Raw genomic sequence first — 18119 nt, 5'->3', positions numbered from 1 at the left:
CTTGCTCCCGCTGGGTCGCGAAGCGGCCCCGAAATCTGGCCGCAGCACAAAACCTGGGCCTGCTGCGCAGTCCAGCGGGAGCAAGCTCCCTCGCCACGCTATATTTGCGCCTGCAATCGCTGCTTTACTGCATTGCCTGAATTCCATACCTTCGCCGTTCGCTCATCCGGGATGTCCTTCGCTGTGCCTGACTACCCAAGCCCTGTCGATGTCTTCAAGGCGCTCGCCGACAACACTCGCCTGTGCATTGCACTGCTGGTGATTCCTGTCTTTAACGTTCTCTTTCCAGGTTGTTACGCATGCTCGTCGCGTCGTTGATTTTCCTGCTGACCATTACGCTGGTGATCTGGCAGCCCAAGGGGCTGGGCGTGGGTTGGAGCGCGACGTTGGGTGCGCTGCTGGCCTTGGCGAGCGGGGTGGTGCAGGTCGGTGACGTTGCGCTGGTCTGGCAGATCATCTGGAACGCCACCGGGACGTTTGTCGCGCTGATCATCATCAGCCTGCTGTTGGACGAGGCCGGGTTCTTCGCCTGGGCGGCCCTGCATGTGGCCCGTTGGGGAAAGGGCAGCGGGCGCAAGCTGTTTGCCTTCATGGTGCTGCTGGGAGCACTGGTGTCGGCCTTGTTTGCCAATGACGGGGCGGCGCTGATCCTGACACCCATCGTGATTTCGATGCTGCTGGCGTTGCGTTTCTCCCCGGCGGCGACGCTTGCGTTCGTGATGGGGGCCGGCTTCATTGCCGACACCGCGAGCTTGCCTCTGGTGGTGTCGAACCTGGTGAACATCGTCTCGGCGGACTTCTTCGGCATTGGTTTCAATCGCTATGCGGCGGTCATGGTGCCGGTGAACCTGATCAGCGTGGCGGCCAGTCTGGCGATCCTGATGTGGGTTTTTCGTCGTGACATCCCGCGCGACTACGACCCCGGACAACTGGACGATCCGGCGACGGCGATCCACGACAAGGCAACGTTTTACGCCGGTTGGGTGGTGCTGGTGATCCTGCTGCTGGGCTGCTTTGCCCTGGAGCCGCTGGGGATCCCCATCAGTGCGATTTCGGCGGTTTGTGCTGCGTTGCTGCTGGCTGTCGCGGCCTACGGCCACAAGATTTCCACCCGCAAGGCGATGAAGGAAGCGCCCTGGCAGATCGTGATTTTCTCCCTCGGCATGTACCTGGTGGTCTATGGCTTGCGTAACGCCGGGCTGACCGGTTACCTGGCCCAGTGGCTCGACGGTTTCGCCGCCTATGGTGTGTGGGGCGCGGCCATGGGCACCGGCGTGCTGACGGCGTTGCTGTCGTCGGTCATGAACAATTTGCCGACGGTGCTGATCGGTGCCTTGTCCATCGACGCCAGCCAGGCCACTGGCGTGGTGAAGGAGGCGATGATCTACGCCAACGTCATCGGCAGCGACCTGGGCCCGAAAATCACCCCGATCGGCAGCCTGGCGACCTTGCTGTGGCTGCACGTGCTGGCGCGCAAGGATATCCGGATCGGTTGGGGGTATTACTTCAAGGTCGGGATCGTGCTGACGGTGCCGGTGTTGCTGGTGACGTTGGCGGCTTTGGCTGTGCGGTTGTCCCTGTAGGAGCTGCCGAGCGAAGCGAGGCTGCGATCTTTCCTCCGACACTTGAATCGCAAGCGAAAGATCAAGAGATCGCAGGCTTCGCCAGCTCCTACAGGGCGTACGCCAATCTATTAAGCATTACCATTACCCGGCACATTCGGCCAAAGATCCGCCACTAGGAACACCCGCTCGGCTTCTTCCCACTCGCCCTCGGCGTTTTCGTTCAGGCGTACCATCAACTGCGCCGGCGCCATGGGATCCAGGGCCATTCGCCAGGCGTCCAGTTGCGCGGTGCTCCAGGTTTGTTCGGCCGGATAATGCGCCGGGGCCAGCCAGGCAGCGCGGGGCAGGGGTTGCCAGCGACCCGGCGGACGTTGGGCGATGAAACCGTGCCAATCCCGCTGGTGCAACCAACGGCCACGCAAGTGCCTGGGGTGCGCGCCGCTCGGCGGTTCGGCCTCGCCCGGCCAGGGATAGAGCAGGTAGCCGCCGAGCCACAGGTGTGAGCGAAACGATTCGATCCCCAGCGCCGCCAGGGCCTCGCGACTTTCCGGGCGGGCCGAGATCGGCAGTTGGTGTTCGCGCAGATGCGCCAGCTTGCGGTCGAGCCGGTCATGGCAACCCGGACCCAGCCATTGCGCGGCATCCAGTCCGTTTCCATGCTGGGGCCCGAGGTACAACTTGATGGCCAGTTCCAGGTGATGAATACCGTCGCGATCACGCAGCAGCAGGTCCAGTTCGCCCAGGGTATGCCCTTCGCGCCGGATCGGCAGGTTCGCGGCGATCAATTCGATGCCCGGGGCATGCTGCACGGCAAACTGCCACAGCCTTTCGTAATACAGGCCCAAACGTCGGGTTCGCCCTTGGGACAGGCAGTGCAGCAATGGGTAGCTGTCGCGGTCCAGTTGCCGCAGCCAGTGCTCCAGCCGAGCGGGCTCCTGCACCCAGTCACTGCCGGCCAGGGGATGGCGCTGGGGCCAGGGCGTGTCGATGAGCATTGGCGGGGCGATGATCGCCCACGCGAGATCGCGCACTTCGGGATGGCGCAGGCGACGGGGCAGGTCCAGCAATTCAGGGAACAGGATCATCTTGCGAGCATAGCCGTTGCGCTGAAGGCTTAAAGGATTTTGTCTACGGCGCGCTTTCGCCCATAATCGTGTTTTTCGCCCGCCGCAGACCTTCGCAGGAGCCTCATGGAGCAATTTCGCAATATCGGCATCATCGGTCGCCTGGGCAGTTCGCAGGTGTTGGACACCGTTCGCCGTCTCAAACGTTTCCTCCTGGAGCGGCACCTGCATGTGATCCTCGAAGATACCATCGCCGAAGTGCTGCCGGGCCACGGCCTGCAGACGTCGTCGCGCAAGATGCTCGGCGAGGTCTGTGACATGGTCATCGTGGTCGGCGGCGACGGCAGCCTGCTGGGCGCCGCCCGGGCGCTGGCGCGGCACAATATCCCGGTGCTGGGGATCAACCGCGGCAGCCTGGGGTTCCTCACCGATATCCGCCCTGACGAGCTGGAGGTCAAGGTCGCCGAAGTGCTGGACGGCCACTACCTGGTGGAAAACCGCTTCCTGCTGCAAGCCGAGGTCCGCCGTCATGCCGAGGCCATTGGCCAGGGCGATGCCCTCAACGACGTGGTGCTGCACCCTGGCAAGTCCACTCGGATGATCGAATTCGAGCTGTACATCGACGGCCAATTCGTCTGCAGCCAGAAGGCCGACGGCCTGATCGTCGCCACGCCCACCGGTTCCACGGCCTACGCGCTGTCAGCCGGCGGCCCGATCATGCATCCCAAGCTCGACGCTATTGTGATTGTGCCCATGTACCCCCATACCTTGTCTGGGCGACCGATTGTGGTCGATGGCAACAGTGAGCTGAAAATCGTCGTGTCCAAGGATATGCAGATCTACCCGCAAGTGTCCTGTGATGGCCAGAACCATTTCACCTGCGCGCCGGGTGACACCATCACCGTCAGCAAAAAAGCGCAGAAGCTGCGCCTGATCCACCCGCTGGATCACAATTACTACGAAGTCTGCCGGACCAAGCTCGGCTGGGGCAGTCGGTTGGGGGGTGGAGGCGACTGATGCTCGATCCTGCGCGCAGTTACGATTTGATCGGTGACGTGCACGGATGCGCCCTGACCCTGGAACACCTGCTGGACCGACTCGGTTACCACAAGCAGGGCGGGGTCTGGCGGCATCCGTCGCGCATGGCCGTGTTCCTGGGGGACATCATCGACCGTGGCCCGCGGATTCGCGAGGCGCTGCACATCGTCCATGACATGGTCGTGGCCGGCCAGGCGCTGTGCATCATGGGCAACCACGAGTTCAACGCCCTGGGCTGGAGCACACCGGCATTGCCGGGCAGCGGCCAGCGCTACGTACGCGAACACACGCCGCGCCATGCTCGCCTGCTCAACGAGACCCTGACCCAGTTCGAGCAGCATCCCGGCGACTGGCATGACTTCCTCAAGTGGTTCTATGAACTGCCTCTGTTCGTCGATGCTGGCCGTTTCCGGGTCGTGCATGCCTGTTGGGATGCCGGCCTGATCGAGCCGCTGCGTGGTTTGTTCCCGGACGGTTGCGTCGACGAGCATTTCCTCCAGGCCTCGGCGCAAACGGGCAGTTTTGCCTGCACGGTGTTCGATCGCTTGCTGCGTGGCACGGACATGCGCCTGCCCCACGGCCTGACGCTGACCGGTGGCGATGGCCTGACCCGTTCGTTTTTCCGCACCAAGTTCTGGGAAGACAACCCGCAGACCTACGGCGACATCGTGTTCCAGCCTGACGCCTTGCCGGAGCCGGTGGCCCGCACGCCGCTGTCGCCGGATGAAAAAAACAACCTGCTGCGTTATGGCGTCGATGAGCCGCTGTTGTTCGTCGGCCACTATTGGCGCAGCGGCAAACCCGCGCCGATCCGCCCGAACCTGGCCTGCCTGGACTACAGCGCGGTGCTCTACGGCAAGCTGGTCGCCTATCGCCTCGACCAGGAAACCCGCCTGGACCCGCACAAGTTCGTCTGGGTCGATGTCGAGCGGCCGGAGGTGGTGCAATGAGTGCTGTCGCGGTTCTGCGCCTGCCCCTGGCGGTGGACCTGAGTGGTTTCGTCAAGCTGCTGCAACGCATGCAAGTGCCCCATCGCGTCAGCGAAGAGGCGGGCGAGCAGGTGCTCTGGGTGCCGGATGAAATCAGTGAAGACGTGCGTTCGTTGTATGCGCGCTTTCCCGCCGGCGATCCCGATCAGCAACTGGAACTGCCGGACACCGGCAGCACGTCCCGGCGAGCGGGGTTCGTCCAGCAACTGACCCGCAGTCCGGTAACCGCCCTGGTGCTGTTGCTGAGCCTGATCGTCAGCGCCGTCACCCTCCTGGGGGACAATCTTGAAACCCTGCGCTGGCTGACCTTCCTCGAGTTTCGCGTCGTTGGCGAGTACATCCAGTTCACGCCCTTGGCCGACAGCCTGGCGGCGGGGCAGTGGTGGCGCCTGGTGACACCGATGCTGATTCACTTCGGTTTCCTGCACATCGCCATGAACGGCATGTGGTATTGGGAGCTGGGGCGGCGGATCGAAGCGCGCCAGGGTGGCATCAACCTGTTGGGGTTGACGCTGCTGTTCAGCCTTGTCTCCAATTTCGCCCAGTACTTTTTCAGCGGCCCGACGCTGTTCGGCGGGTTGTCTGGGGTGTTGTATGGCCTGCTGGGCCATTGCTGGATCTACCAACTGCTCGCACCGAACCCGGCTTATCACTTGCCCCGTGGGGTGCTGGTGATGATGCTGGTGTGGTTGCTGCTGTGCCTGTCCGGGCTGGTTTCGCTGATCGGTTTCGGCGAAATCGCCAATGCGGCCCACGTTGGCGGGCTGCTCGTCGGCTGCTTCACCGGGTTGTTGGGCGGGCTGTTCGCTCGCCGTAAAATGGCCCTTTGACTGGCGCCTGTGCCTTTTGAGAATGCGCGATTGCGCGGAGAACCCATGTCTTCCTTCAACGAAATGATCAACAACATCACCCCCGACATCTACCGGAGCCTGAAACTGGCGGTGGAAATCGGCAAATGGGCCGATGGCAACAAGCTCACCGCCGAGCAGCGCGAGCTGTCGCTGCAGGCGATGATCGCCTGGGAAATCCAGAACCTGCCCGAAGACGAACGCACCGGCTACATGGGCCCGCAGGAATGCCAGTCGAAAGCCACCGAAGTGCCGAATATCCTGTTCAAGTCGGACGCCATCCATTGATCGAGATTGGCCGCGGTGCAATCAGCAAGATGTCGGCGCGCCTTGACGGGCCGACCGTTCAATATGCCTTTCGCCTGGGTGAGGTCGAGGTGCCGGTCAACCCGTTGATCGGCAGCACGATTCGCCTGGAATACCTCGGTGCGATCCACTGCACCCATTGCGGACGCCGGACCAAGACCAGCTTCAGCCAGGGTTATTGCTACCCGTGCATGACCAAGCTGGCCCAGTGCGACCTGTGCATCATGAGCCCCGAGCGTTGCCATTTCGACGCGGGCACCTGCCGTGATCCGGCCTGGGGCGAGCAGTTCTGCATGACCGATCATGTGGTCTACCTGGCCAACTCCTCGGGCGTGAAAGTCGGCATCACCCGTGCCACGCAACTGCCGACCCGCTGGCTGGACCAGGGCGCCAGCCAGGCGCTGCCGATCCTGCGGGTCGCCACCCGCCAGCAGTCGGGGTTTGTCGAAGACCTGTTCCGCAGCCAGGTGGCGGACAAGACCAACTGGCGCGCCTTGCTCAAGGGCGATGCGGTGGCAGTGGACCTGCCGGCGATCCGCGACGCGCTGTTCGACAGCTGCGCCGAGGGATTGCAGGGCTTGCAGGAACGATTCGGCCTGCAGGCGATCCAGACCATAGCGGACGTCGAACCCCTCGAGATCCGTTATCCGGTGGAGCAATACCCGGCCAAGATCGTCAGCTTCAACCTGGACAAGAACCCGATCGCCGAAGGCACGCTGCTGGGGATCAAGGGCCAATACCTGATTTTCGACACCGGCGTGATCAACATTCGTAAATACACGGCCTACCAGCTCGCCGTGCATCAGTAGAAGGATTCGACCCATGCGCACCGAACAACCGAAGATGATTTACCTCAAGGACTATCAGGCCCCCGAGTACCTGATCGACGAAACACACCTGACCTTCGAGTTGTTCGAGGACCACAGCCTGGTCCATGCGCAACTGGTGATGCGCCGCAACCCCGAGCGCGGCGCCGGGCTGCCGCCGCTGGTGCTCGATGGCCAGCACCTGGAACTGGTCTCGCTCAAGCTCGACGATGCCGACCTGAGCCCGAGCGACTATCAACTGGACGACAGCCACCTGACCGTGCACCCCAAGGCCCAGGCCTTTACGGTCGACACCACCGTCCGGATCCACCCGGAGACCAACACCGCCCTGGAAGGCCTGTACAAATCCGGCAGCATGTTCTGCACCCAGTGCGAGGCCGAAGGGTTCCGCAAGATCACTTATTACCTCGACCGCCCGGATGTGATGAGCAAGTTCACCACCACCGTGGTGGCCGAGCAGCACAGCTATCCGGTGCTGCTGTCCAACGGCAACCCGATTGCCAGCGGCCCCGGCGAAGACGGCCGGCACTGGGCGACCTGGGAAGACCCGTTCAAGAAGCCGGCCTACCTGTTTGCCCTGGTGGCCGGTGACCTGTGGTGCGTCGAAGACACCTTTACCACCCTGAGCGAGCGCAGCGTGGCGCTGCGCATCTATGTCGAGCCGGAAAACATCGACAAATGCCAGCACGCCATGACCAGCCTGAAGAAGTCGATGCGCTGGGACGAAGAGGTGTACGGGCGCGAGTACGACCTGGACATTTTCATGATTGTCGCGGTCAACGACTTCAACATGGGCGCCATGGAGAACAAGGGCCTCAATATTTTCAACTCCAGTGCCGTGCTGGCCCGCGCCGAAACCGCCACCGATGCTGCGCACCAGCGGGTCGAGGCGATCGTTGCCCACGAATACTTCCATAACTGGTCGGGCAACCGCGTGACCTGCCGCGACTGGTTCCAACTGTCGCTCAAGGAAGGTTTCACGGTGTTCCGCGACGCCGGGTTCTCGGCCGATATGAACTCGGCCACCGTCAAGCGCATCCAGGACGTGGCGTACCTGCGCACCCACCAGTTCGCCGAAGACGCCGGCCCCATGGCCCACCCGGTGCGTCCGGACAGCTTTATCGAGATCTCCAACTTCTACACCCTGACCGTGTACGAAAAGGGCTCGGAAGTGGTCGGCATGATCCACACCTTGCTGGGGCCTGAGGGTTTCCGCAAGGGCAGCGACCTGTACTTCGAGCGCCACGACGGCCAGGCCGTGACCTGCGACGATTTCATCAAGGCCATGGAAGATGCCAACGGTGTCGACCTGGCCCAGTTCAAGCGCTGGTACAGCCAGGCCGGCACGCCACGGCTGGCGGTGAGCGAGTCCTACGACGCTGCGGCCAAGACCTACAGCCTGACGTTCCGCCAGAGCTGCCCGCCGACCCCGGACAAGATGGAAAAACTGCCGTTCGTGATCCCCGTGGAACTGGGCCTGCTGGACAGCCAGGGCGCCGAGATCCCGTTGCGCCTGGTCGGTGAAGCGGCGGCAAACGGTACGTCCCGAGTGATCTCGGTGACCGAGGCCGAGCAGACCTTCACCTTCGTCGACGTCGCCGAACAGCCCCTGCCTTCGTTGCTGCGTGGTTTCTCGGCGCCGGTGAAACTGAGCTTCCCTTACGACCGCGATCAACTGATGTTCCTGATGCAGCACGACAGCGATGGTTTCAACCGCTGGGATGCCGGCCAGCAGTTGTCGGTGCAGGTGTTGCAGGAACTGATCGCCCAGCATCAGCAGGGCGCGACGCTGACGCTGGATCCGCGCCTGGTCAGTGCGCTGCGCAGCGTGCTGTCGGACGAATCCCTGGACCAGGCCATGGTCGCGGAAATGCTCTCGCTGCCAAGCGAAGCCTACCTGACGGAAATCAGCGAAGTGGCCGACGTCGAGGCGATCCATGCCGCCCGTGAGTTCGCCCGCCAGCAGTTGGCCGAAAACCTGTTCGAAGCTCTGTGGCTGCGTTATGAAGCCAATCGCGACCTGTCGAAACGCACGCCATACGTGGCCGAGGCCGAGCATTTCGCCCGCCGCGCGCTGCAGAACATCGCGCTGTCGTACCTGATGCTGACCGGCAAGCCTGAGGTGCTGAGCGCGACCCTGGATCAATTCGACACTGCCGACAACATGACCGAGCGCCTGACCGCGCTGGCGGTGCTGGTCAACTCGTCGTTCGAAGCCGAGAAGACCAAGGCCCTGGAAGTGTTCGCGGAAAACTTCAAGGGCAACCCGCTGGTCATGGACCAATGGTTCAGCGTCCAGGCCGGCAGCCCGTTGCCGGGCGGCCTGGCACGGGTCAAGGCATTGATGGAGCACCCGGCGTTCAACATCAAGAACCCGAACAAGGTGCGGGCGTTGGTGGGTGCGTTTGCCGGGCAGAACCTGATCAACTTCCACGCCGCCGACGGCTCGGGTTATCGCTTCCTGGCGGACCTGGTCATCCAGCTCAATGGCTTCAACCCGCAGATCGCCTCCCGGCAACTGGCCCCGCTGACCCGCTGGCGCAAATACGACAGCGCCCGCCAGGCGCTGATGAAGGCCGAGCTGGAGCGCATCCTGGCCTCCGGCGGGCTTTCCGCCGATGTGTTCGAGGTAGTGAGCAAGAGCCTGGCGTGACTGGGCTGCGCATTGCCTTTCGTGGCGAGGGAGCTTGCTCCCGCTGGAGGCCGAAGGACTCCCTTTTCTTGGTTTACGTGCCTTCACTGGCGAAACGAATCAAGATCAGGCCTGCTTCGCAGGCCAGCGGGAGCAAGCTCCCTCGCCACATCCATCACCCTCACGAATGTCTTCTGATTCACCCTTGATCGATATCCCCCCCGGTTAACAAAAGATAACGCGGCGTCGATTGTCAGACCTTTCGAAAGCCCGATAGGATAGGTCAGCTTCCGAAGTGGCTCTAGATTGCAGGTTTCAGGACTATGCTCCAGGACCGGCAACGTACCAAGCCATAACAATAATAATGGGGGAAAGGTCTATGAATGAGCCTGTCATGGCTGTGGGCCGCTGCCGGCCGCCGATGCTGCGCAGAATCGCGTTGCTGGCTTCGGCGCTCTCGCTGCTGGGCTCTGCGGTGTTGTCGGCACCAGTGATGGCCGTTGCGGCGTCAACGTCCGATGTCATCTATTCCGTTGAATCGGCCAAGGCCAGCAAAACCCTGATGCTCGATGTGGTCCATGCCGGCCAGCGCCTGGTGGCGGTCGGCGATCGTGGGCACATTGTCTATTCCGACGACCAGGGCTCGTCCTGGACCCAGGCCAAGGTGCCGACCCGCCAACTGCTCACCGCAGTCTTTTTCGTCGACGACAAACACGGCTGGGCGGTGGGGCACGACGCGCAGGTCCTCGCCAGCGATGACGGCGGCAGCACCTGGACCAAGCAATTCGAAGACCTCACCCGTGAAGCGCCGCTGTTGGATGTGTGGTTCAAGGACGCCAACAATGGTTTTACCGTGGGTGCGTATGGCGCGCTTTACGAGACCACGGACGGCGGCAAGCATTGGGAAGACGCCAGCGACCGCCTCGAAAACGAAGACCAGTTCCACCTCAACGCGATCGCGGCGGTGAAAGACGCCGGGCTGTTCATTGTCGGCGAGGCCGGCAGCATGTTTCGCTCTGCCGACTGGGGCCAGACCTGGGAAAAGGTCGAAGGCCCGTACGAAGGCTCGCTGTTCGGGGTCATCGGCACCGCTCAACCTTCGACACTGCTGGCCTATGGCTTGCGCGGCAACCTGTACCGCTCCACCGATTTTGGCGGCACCTGGGAGCAGGTCGAGCTCAAGGCCGCCCGTGGGACGCTGGAATTCGGCCTGTCCGGCGCCACGCTGTTGCCGGACGGCTCCATCGTGATTGTCGGCAACGGCGGCAGCGTGGTGCGCAGTACCGATGACGGCGAGACCTTCAGCGTCTTCAACCGCCCGGACCGAATCTCCGTGGCGGCCGTCACGGCGACAGGCAACGGCAACCTGATCCTGGCAGGGCAAGGCGGCGTGCGCGCCACCACGTCCACCGGCGCCGAACTGAGCAAATGAGTCAGGCCTGCGAGACGGGCATAAAAACAAGAAGGCGGACCCCATGAGCAGTCATCACCAAGACAAGGCGACGTTCCTCGAGCGCCTGATTTTCAACAACCGCCCGGCAGTGATCGTCATTTGCCTGCTGGTCAGCATTTTCCTGTTCTGGCAGGCCACGCTGATCCGCCCCTCCACCAGTTTCGAAAAAATGATCCCCCTCGAGCATCCCTTCATCCAGAAGATGCTCGAACACCGTAACGACCTGGCGAACCTGGGCAACACGGTGCGCATCTCCGTGGAAGCCACCAATGGCGACATCTTCTCCAAGGAATACATGGAGACCCTGCGCCAGATCCACGACGAAGTCTTCTACATCTCCGGTGTCGACCGTTCCGGGCTCAAGTCGTTGTGGAGCCCCAGCGTGCGCTGGACCGAAGTGACGGAGGAGGGTTTCGCCGGCGGCGAGGTGATCCCCCAGAGCTATAACGGCTCGGCCGACAGCCTCGACCTGCTGCGCAACAACGTGCTCAAGTCCGGCCAGGTCGGGCGCCTGGTGGCCAACGACTTCAAATCGAGCATCATCGACATCCCGTTGCTGGAGTCCTATCCCGACCCGCAGGACCAGGGCAAATTGCTCGCCCTCGACTACCGGAAGTTCTCCCACGAGCTTGAAGACAAGATACGCAACAAGTTCGAAGCCCAGAACCCGAATGTGCAAATCCACATCGTCGGCTTCGCCAAGAAAGTCGGTGACCTGATCGACGGCCTGGTCATGGTGGTGCTGTTCTTCGGCGTGGCCTTCGTCATTACCCTGATCCTGCTGTACTGGTTCACTAACTGCATGCGCAGCACCGTGGCGGTGTTGACCACCACCCTGGTGGCGGTGGTCTGGCAACTGGGGTTGATGCATGCGGCCGGTTTCGGCCTGGATCCGTACTCGATGCTGGTGCCGTTCCTGATCTTCGCCATCGGCATTTCCCACGGCGTGCAGAAAATCAACGGTATTGCCCTGCAGTCCAGCGAGGCGGACAACGCCCTGACGGCGGCGCGGCGTACCTTCCGCCAGTTGTTCCTGCCGGGGATGATCGCGATCCTGGCGGACGCCGTGGGCTTCATCACCTTGCTGATCATCGACATCGGCGTGATTCGCGAACTGGCCATCGGCGCCTCCATCGGCGTGGCGGTGATCGTGTTCACCAACCTGATCCTGCTGCCGGTGGCGATCTCCTACGCCGGCATCAGCAAGCGTGCGGTCGAGCGGAGCAAGAAAGACGCGACCCGCGAACATCCGTTCTGGCGCCTGCTGTCGAACTTCGCCAGCGCCAAGGTCGCGCCGGTGTCCATTGCCCTGGCGGTGATCGCCTTTGGCGGTGGCCTCTGGTACAGCCAGAACCTGAAAATCGGCGACCTGGACCAGGGCGCGCCCGAATTGCGTCCGGACTCGCGCTACAACCAGGACAACAATTTCATCATCAGCAATTACTCCACCAGTTCCGATGTGCTGGTGGTGATGGTCAAGACAAAGGCCGAAGGCTGCTCGCGCTATGAAGCCATGGCCCCCATCGACGAATTGATGTGGAAGATGCAGAACACCGAGGGCGTGCAGTCGGCGATTTCCCTGGTGACCGTGTCCAAGCAAATGATCAAGGGCATGAACGAGGGCAACCTGAAATGGGAAACCCTGTCGCGCAACCCCGACGTGTTGAACAACTCCATCGCCCGGGCCGATGGCCTGTACAACAACAGCTGTTCCCTGGCGCCGGTGCTGGTGTTCCTCAACGACCACAAGGCCGAGACCCTGGACCGCGCGGTGAAGGCGGTGCAGGACTTCGCGAAGGACAACAACCGCGATGGCCTGGAGTTCATTCTCGCCGCCGGTAACGCCGGCATCGAGGCGGCCACCAATGAAGTGATCAAGGAATCGGAGCTGACCATCCTGATCCTGGTGTACATCTGCGTGGCGACCATGTGCATGATCACCTTCCGTTCCTGGGCGGCGACGCTGTGCATCGTGCTGCCGCTGGTGCTGACGTCGGTGCTGGGCAACGCCCTGATGGCGTTCATGGGCATTGGCGTGAAGGTCGCGACCTTGCCGGTGGTGGCCCTGGGTGTGGGGATCGGCGTGGACTATGGCATCTACATCTACAGCCGCCTGGAAAGTTTCCTGCGGGCCGGGCTGCCGTTGCAGGAGGCCTACTACCAGACGCTGAAATCCACTGGCAAGGCGGTGCTGTTCACCGGGTTGTGCCTGGCCATCGGCGTGTGCACCTGGATCTTCTCGGCCATCAAGTTCCAGGCGGACATGGGCTTGATGCTGACGTTCATGCTGCTGTGGAACATGTTCGGTGCGCTGTGGCTGCTGCCGGCATTGGCGCGGTTCCTGATCAAGCCCGAGAAGCTGGCGGGGCAGAAGGGCAATTCGTTGTTTGCGCATTGATGGGCGCAGCACAGCCCTAGTGGCAAACCCATGTGGGAGCGAGCAAGCTCGCTCCCACAGGTTTTCAGCCCAAACACGGCCCCTGTGGCGAGGGAGCTTGCTCCCGCTTGAGTGCGCAGCGCTCACAAAAGAAAGGGCTGCTTCGCAACCCAGCGGGAGCAAGCTCCCTCGCCACGATGAGTCCCCCGCTTGAATTGAACAATCAGGGCGCCAACGGCAGGAACTTGTCGTGGGCCAAGGATTTGCCGATCTGTCCTCGATGCACATTCACCACCGCGTAGGGGCTATCCGCCTTGGCGATCAGCGAATGGTAGTGTTCCCGCCGTTGTTCCTTGGTTTTCAGGTGCGCGACGCTGTAGTCGGCTTTCGGTGTGTCGGCCGCTTCGTAGTGGAAGTGCGCATACCAGAGGGGAAACCCATCCCGGTCGTTGACGGCGTACTCCTGGAGGAAATCCTTGCGCTCGCCTTTCAAGGCCTTGCGTTTGCCGAGCAGCGCGACCTGGATCAGGTTTTTCTCGAACAGGAACCGCAGGTTGCCATCGGTGGGCGGCAATTGCAGGCTCAACTCGGTGCGCAAGGCGCTGCCCTTGGTGGTCAGCCTGGAAATGGCGTCCGACAGCTGCTTGCCCAGCGCCTGATCGGCCGGCGTGCGCGTGGTTGGCGATGCGCTGAAGGCCCGGTCGAGTTCGGCGGCGAGAGCGCGGAAGCGGTCCGCCTCATTGTTCATGATTTCCTCGATTTCCTGAGGATGGCGGCAGTGCTTCTTGTAGCTTTCAGCGTGGCGTAGGCGGCCTTCCAACTCATCGAGGATCTTTCGCGCATCGGCCTTGATCGCCTTGAGCGATCGCGTCTTGGGGGCCGGCGTCGGTCGGCGTACCTCGACCACGTCCCAGACGTCGTCATGGCGCGAATAGGTGGCGATCACCTCGTCATTGGCTTCGGAGCGCACCTCGACGACTTCAATCGGCAAGGTCGTGCCGGCCGGTTTCAGGTCGCCAATCAAGACACCGCGGTGGCGGGTCTTGATCACCTTTTTCTGCGGACGCCCGGCGGATACCTTGGGGTGCTTGGGTGCACGCTTGCGTGGTTTGGGCTCGGGTTTGAGTTCCGCGGCCAGTCTCCCGGACGCGTCCTGGTAAAGGCTGTCGACCAGTTTGACCAGCCGGTCGAAATAGCCTTCGTTGAGGTCGTCGGCATAGAGGACCTTCAGCCCCTGCAAGCCATCCAAGGCCTTGCCATAGTGCTCGGTCAGGCTTTCCAGTACCGCCAGCTGTTCCGAGGGCGACAGCTCGTAAAGGCGTAGCTCAGCCTGGGAACGCATGTGTTCCCCCAGTGGCTTGACGATGCGCAGCAGGCTGTCGGTAAAGTCGGAGACGGGGTGTTTGACCGACAGGAGCGGCAGTGTGCCCAGCAGCAGGACTCTGCTGCCGGTGACATTTCTTTCATCCAGCGGGCGGTCTTTGGTCAGCCGTTCGAACGCTGCCGCGCCAGCGTCATCGAAGTTCAACAGCCGATCCAGGTAGTCGTCCTTGAGTTTCAGCCAATGGACCGCACGTTCGTGGATGTCACTCAACGTATCGAGGAACTGCAAGTAGCTCTCGAGGTGATCGGTGAGCGCCGCTTCCACGTTATCTTCTCCCAGGAAATGGGGATGGGCGTCATTGGCGGCGATGTAATCCTTTTGCGTTACCAGGAAGGCTTTACGGCCATTGTTCACCACGTTTTCCAGCAGCCCGCGCATGAATTTAGGCGCCAGCGCGATACCCAGGCTGGCCCGTTCGGGTGCGCTGTTGACCAGGCTCACATAGAGGTCGGTCTGCTCTTGAAGCAGGTCATGGAAGACTTTGCGTTTCGGCGCGCGCTGGGCCTCGGTGTAGGGGCCTTCCTCAAGGCGCGTCATGACCTGCTGGGCGACGTCCACGGCTTTTTGCAGATCGGCGTCCTGGGCAATGCGCCGGTTCAGTTCCGTGGTCAATTCGAAGCTGCGCTGGGTATTCAGACGACTCAGCGCCGCTAGGCGCTTGGGGGGCGCACCGCCGAGCAGGCGTAGACGCAGGTCGAGGGACCAGTGGCCCTGGGTATCCGATTTGAGCGCCGGACCGTTTTTGCTCGGGTCGAGCGGATCGACAATGGTTGCGCTGCCATCCTCTTCCGGGCTGACTCGATACAGGGCGCCGTCGACTTCGGCGTGCCAGGTGTTGTCGATCACGTACAGGCCCTTGTAAGGCCCGTAGCTCACCGGGTCGGGTAGTGCAGTCGGGCGCGTGGCCTGCAAGCGCAGCAGGCGGGTGTGTTGTTCCGGCGTCAGGCGGTGACGAGGGTTGGCGAAACTGAAGTCCAGGACCCGGCTGGCGGCTTCGGCGTGGGCGCCAGGCAAGGCAACGGGGCCTTCGACAATGCTTGGCAAGGCCGGCGCTGGCCATTGTCCGGGGATCGCACGTGGTAGCGGGGGACGCATCGCCTGGGCCTTGATCGATTCCGGCAGGGCGGCGCGAACCGGCACCTCGACGGCGGGAAACTGGCTCACCAGCAGGGCCAGGTTGACCAGCAGATCGACGGTGGCGAGTTCCCGCGTCACCGGGTCGTCGCTGCCCAGGGCCGGGATGTCATTCCGAGCGCTGGCCATCAGGTTCCATAGCCAGACGGTGGTCATGGCCGGGCCCCGCAGCAAGGGAAACAGCAGCGTGTTGAACAACAGGCTGCCACCCTCGAGCAACACCGCCCAGCGGCTCTCGCTGTTGGAGACCGAGGCCCGGTCGGCCTGGGTGACCAGCGCCAGGGCATTGCAGCCATAGAGGTACTGCATGAGTTGGCCGCTTTGCAGCGATTGCAGCAGTTCGTCGTGGCTGTCGTCGGTGGCGAGCGTCGCCGGGACGGGTTTGTCGGGCCGCTCAAACTCGTCACCGGGAAAAAACCGCACGATGCGCGGCTCAAGGAAGCCACCATTGGCATACACCGGGCGTGCAGCGTCGGACAGCCAGGTCAGGACGCTGTCCTGCAGCTCCCCGGCGCTGGCGATGGCCTGCAACAAGGCCTGGCGCGTGGGGAACTCCCGCAACGTCGGCGCATGCAGCGGCCGGTACAGCACATGCGGGCCGGTGGTGATGTCTTGCGGCTCGACAATGAACATGTTCGTCACGACATCGGGGTGGGCCTGGGGCTTGCGCAGCAAGGCCAGGTGGCGCATGACCACCGGATGTCCGTCGACCTGTTGGTCGTGCGCGTCGGTTTGCAGGACGGCTTCCATCAGCCGCAGGCCTTTGCGAGTCATGCCGTTTTCATGGGCGAGCACCTGCTTCAACGCCTCCAGCGCCAATTGCGCCGGGATCTGCTCGGCGAACATCTGTCGACGCCGCTGCGCCAGGGGGGAATCGCCGAGCAGCTTGTCTTGCAGGTAACGAGGGTAGGTGGTGCCAATGTCGACCTGCTCGATCAACCCGTCCCGGCGGGTGACATAGTCCGGCGTCAGCCATGCAGGCAGCGCCAGGCCCAGGCGATGGCTGAGGGTCACGCTGCCGCTTGGCCGGGCGACGAGGTTGCGGATGGCCAGGTCGGTCAGGCTCATTTTCCGTTTTTCGCTGATACCGACGGTACCGGGATACCCTGCGGACACGGTGAAGGTCAGCACCACATCGTCGGGTGGGTATCGGTTGGACGGCACCTTGTCCGCGCTGCTGTCGTTGGCTTGTTGCAGGCGCTTGAACAGGGCATCGGCGGTGAAAGCCTTGATGTCCTTGATGTCGCTGAGAAAGGTTTGGCCCTGGTGCCGTTTCTTGGCGCTGGCCAGTACCAGGCTGTGGTGCTGGAAGGTGGTCTGGTCGACGATGGAGGCCTGTTGCAGCCATTTGGGTAGCAGCGGTTCGAGTTGGGCTGAGGTTTTGGGCGTGAGGCGTGGGGCATCAAGCAGCGCGCGGGCCGGGTCGCTCAATTCGTTGTAGAGCTTTTTCAGGTCGTGCAGACCGATCCGAGCGGGCAGTTGTACGGTCTTGAGGTCGGCCAGTTGCTGTTCCAGCAGCATGGCCGCCTGGATCTCGAAGGCGTTGCCGCTGATCTCGTAGCGTTGGCAGGTAACGGTGTCGACGAGGTATCGACTGGCGATCCGTTCGCCCCAATGTTGGTTGAACGCTTCCAGGGAGGTGAAGGCGCGTACGGCGCTGCCGGGGCTGCATAACAGGAAGACGGTTGCGTCCGCGGTGGTGCGGACCAGGAGGATGTCGCTGCCGATCAGCAGGGTGCTGGAGGTGCCTTGGGTAACCTGGGTCTCCAGACTGTAGGCGTACACCGGCGCCTGGCGGTTGTCACGCAGGCGTCGGCCACGGTCTGGCCAACGGATCATCTGATCCAGGGCTTCACGTGCCGGATCGGTGAGACCGGGTTGTCGCAGTGCGCGGATATGCAGCAGGTTCTTGAGGGTGTCGCTGAGCCATTGCCAGCGGCTGATGTTGTTGTTCGCCTCGGTTGGCGGGCCTGCATCGATGTCGTCGCTCCAGTAGCGGGTCAGTGCCTCACTCAGCCCGATCGGCACGCTCCAGGCCAGTTCGAGCAGCACTTTTTCGATGACGTTCATGTCCAGCTTTTCGTTGCCTGACCAGAGGCGGTGGGGAACGTTTTCGGACAGGTAGTAATCCAGGTTGCCTTGCGGGCTCAGATCCAGAGGTGTGCCCAAGGCCAGGTAACCGAGGACCCACGCCATGAACGGTCGGAAGTGCCAACCGCGCCCGACCACGTCTGGCGTTGCCAATTGGGTCTTGGCGAGGTCGAGGGCCAGCCAGGGGTATTTTTCCTTGAGGGCTTGTTCGAGCATGCGTTGGGCGACCTGTTCGAAGGTCGGGCGGCTGGCGAATTGCAGGCTGACCCGTTGTGCCAATGCGGCGGCAGTGTCAGCTGTGGGGAGGGCGGTCATGAGAAGTCCTTTTCATAATTTCATGGCCGTCTGAATGACGACGAGAAAAGTATCGACTCCTCTATTCCGTGTGGGTGGTACATACCTACCACCTGG

11 protein-coding genes are annotated in these 18119 nt (G+C 62.5%); 9 read left to right on the top strand and 2 right to left on the bottom strand.

From position 1 onward, the window contains the following. The first annotated feature begins 299 nt into the window (after window positions 1-299). Window positions 300-1583: an arsenic transporter gene (locus AD659_RS07430; RefSeq protein WP_053119791.1), complete on the top strand. Its 1284-nt coding sequence runs from the start codon at window positions 300-302 to the stop codon at window positions 1581-1583. A gap of 110 nt (window positions 1584-1693) precedes the next feature. Here the strand turns inward: AD659_RS07430 and AD659_RS07425 are convergent, their stop codons facing one another. Next, window positions 1694-2650, bottom strand: coding sequence for a DUF1853 family protein (locus AD659_RS07425; protein ID WP_053119788.1), 957 nt, complete (start codon window positions 2648-2650; stop codon window positions 1694-1696). A 105-nt stretch (window positions 2651-2755) separates the two neighbouring features. Between AD659_RS07425 and AD659_RS07420 the strand changes: the two genes are divergently transcribed. The 8 genes from AD659_RS07420 (at window position 2756) to AD659_RS07385 (ending at window position 13120) form a co-directional block, all read left to right on the top strand. Further along, complete coding sequence (locus AD659_RS07420) at window positions 2756-3646, top strand: NAD(+) kinase (RefSeq protein WP_030142621.1); 891 nt, start codon at window positions 2756-2758, stop codon at window positions 3644-3646. Further along, a complete protein-coding gene (locus AD659_RS07415; RefSeq protein ID WP_172681736.1) occupies window positions 3643-4617 on the top strand; it encodes a metallophosphoesterase in 975 nt (324 codons plus the stop codon). Before AD659_RS07420 ends, AD659_RS07415 begins: the two co-directional genes overlap by 4 nt. After that, complete coding sequence (locus AD659_RS07410; RefSeq protein ID WP_053119784.1) at window positions 4614-5486, top strand: rhomboid family intramembrane serine protease; 873 nt, start codon at window positions 4614-4616, stop codon at window positions 5484-5486. Before AD659_RS07415 ends, AD659_RS07410 begins: the two co-directional genes overlap by 4 nt. Window positions 5487-5531: 45 nt before the next feature. Beyond that, on the top strand, window positions 5532-5792 hold the full coding sequence (locus AD659_RS07405; RefSeq protein ID WP_053119782.1) for a YeaC family protein: 261 nt from the start codon (window positions 5532-5534) through the stop codon (window positions 5790-5792). Continuing rightward, window positions 5789-6619: a DUF2797 domain-containing protein gene (locus tag AD659_RS07400; protein WP_053119780.1), complete on the top strand. Its 831-nt coding sequence runs from the start codon at window positions 5789-5791 to the stop codon at window positions 6617-6619. Before AD659_RS07405 ends, AD659_RS07400 begins: the two co-directional genes overlap by 4 nt. Before the next feature lie 13 nt (window positions 6620-6632). Then, window positions 6633-9290 (top strand): aminopeptidase N, encoded by a 2658-nt coding sequence (gene pepN, locus AD659_RS07395; RefSeq protein ID WP_053119778.1) that lies wholly within the window; start codon window positions 6633-6635, stop codon window positions 9288-9290. Between the two features lie 358 nt (window positions 9291-9648). Then, window positions 9649-10701 carry a WD40/YVTN/BNR-like repeat-containing protein gene (locus tag AD659_RS07390; RefSeq protein ID WP_053119776.1) on the top strand — a complete coding sequence of 351 codons (1053 nt, stop codon included), beginning with the start codon at window positions 9649-9651 and terminating at the stop codon, window positions 10699-10701. A 43-nt stretch (window positions 10702-10744) separates the two neighbouring features. After that, window positions 10745-13120: an efflux RND transporter permease subunit gene (locus AD659_RS07385; protein WP_053119774.1), complete on the top strand. Its 2376-nt coding sequence runs from the start codon at window positions 10745-10747 to the stop codon at window positions 13118-13120. A 202-nt stretch (window positions 13121-13322) separates the two neighbouring features. Here the strand turns inward: AD659_RS07385 and AD659_RS07380 are convergent, their stop codons facing one another. Further along, the gene (locus AD659_RS07380) at window positions 13323-18023 is read right to left on the bottom strand and encodes a dermonecrotic toxin domain-containing protein (RefSeq protein ID WP_053119772.1); all 4701 of its coding nucleotides are present in this window, start codon (window positions 18021-18023) and stop codon (window positions 13323-13325) included. Between the last annotated feature and the right edge of the window lie 96 nt (window positions 18024-18119).

Source organism: Pseudomonas thivervalensis (assembly GCF_001269655.1).
In the GTDB taxonomy this organism is placed as follows: Bacteria; Pseudomonadota; Gammaproteobacteria; order Pseudomonadales; family Pseudomonadaceae; genus Aquipseudomonas; species Aquipseudomonas thivervalensis.
This window is presented reverse-complemented; position numbering and strand designations above follow the sequence as displayed.

Bases quoted from the DNA above. Each gene is read 5' to 3' on its own strand.
- AD659_RS07430 (WP_053119791.1), top strand. From the start codon at position 300: ATGCTCGTCGCGTCGTTGATTTTCCTGCTGACCATTACGCTGGTGATC.
- AD659_RS07425 (WP_053119788.1), bottom strand. From the start codon at position 2,650: ATGATCCTGTTCCCTGAATTGCTGGACCTGCCCCGTCGCCTGCGCCAT.
- AD659_RS07420 (WP_030142621.1), top strand. From the start codon at position 2,756: ATGGAGCAATTTCGCAATATCGGCATCATCGGTCGCCTGGGCAGTTCG.
- AD659_RS07410 (WP_053119784.1), top strand. From the start codon at position 4,614: ATGAGTGCTGTCGCGGTTCTGCGCCTGCCCCTGGCGGTGGACCTGAGT.
- AD659_RS07405 (WP_053119782.1), top strand. From the start codon at position 5,532: ATGTCTTCCTTCAACGAAATGATCAACAACATCACCCCCGACATCTAC.
- pepN (WP_053119778.1), top strand. From the start codon at position 6,633: ATGCGCACCGAACAACCGAAGATGATTTACCTCAAGGACTATCAGGCC.
- AD659_RS07390 (WP_053119776.1), top strand. From the start codon at position 9,649: ATGAATGAGCCTGTCATGGCTGTGGGCCGCTGCCGGCCGCCGATGCTG.
- AD659_RS07385 (WP_053119774.1), top strand. From the start codon at position 10,745: ATGAGCAGTCATCACCAAGACAAGGCGACGTTCCTCGAGCGCCTGATT.
- AD659_RS07380 (WP_053119772.1), bottom strand. From the start codon at position 18,023: ATGACCGCCCTCCCCACAGCTGACACTGCCGCCGCATTGGCACAACGG.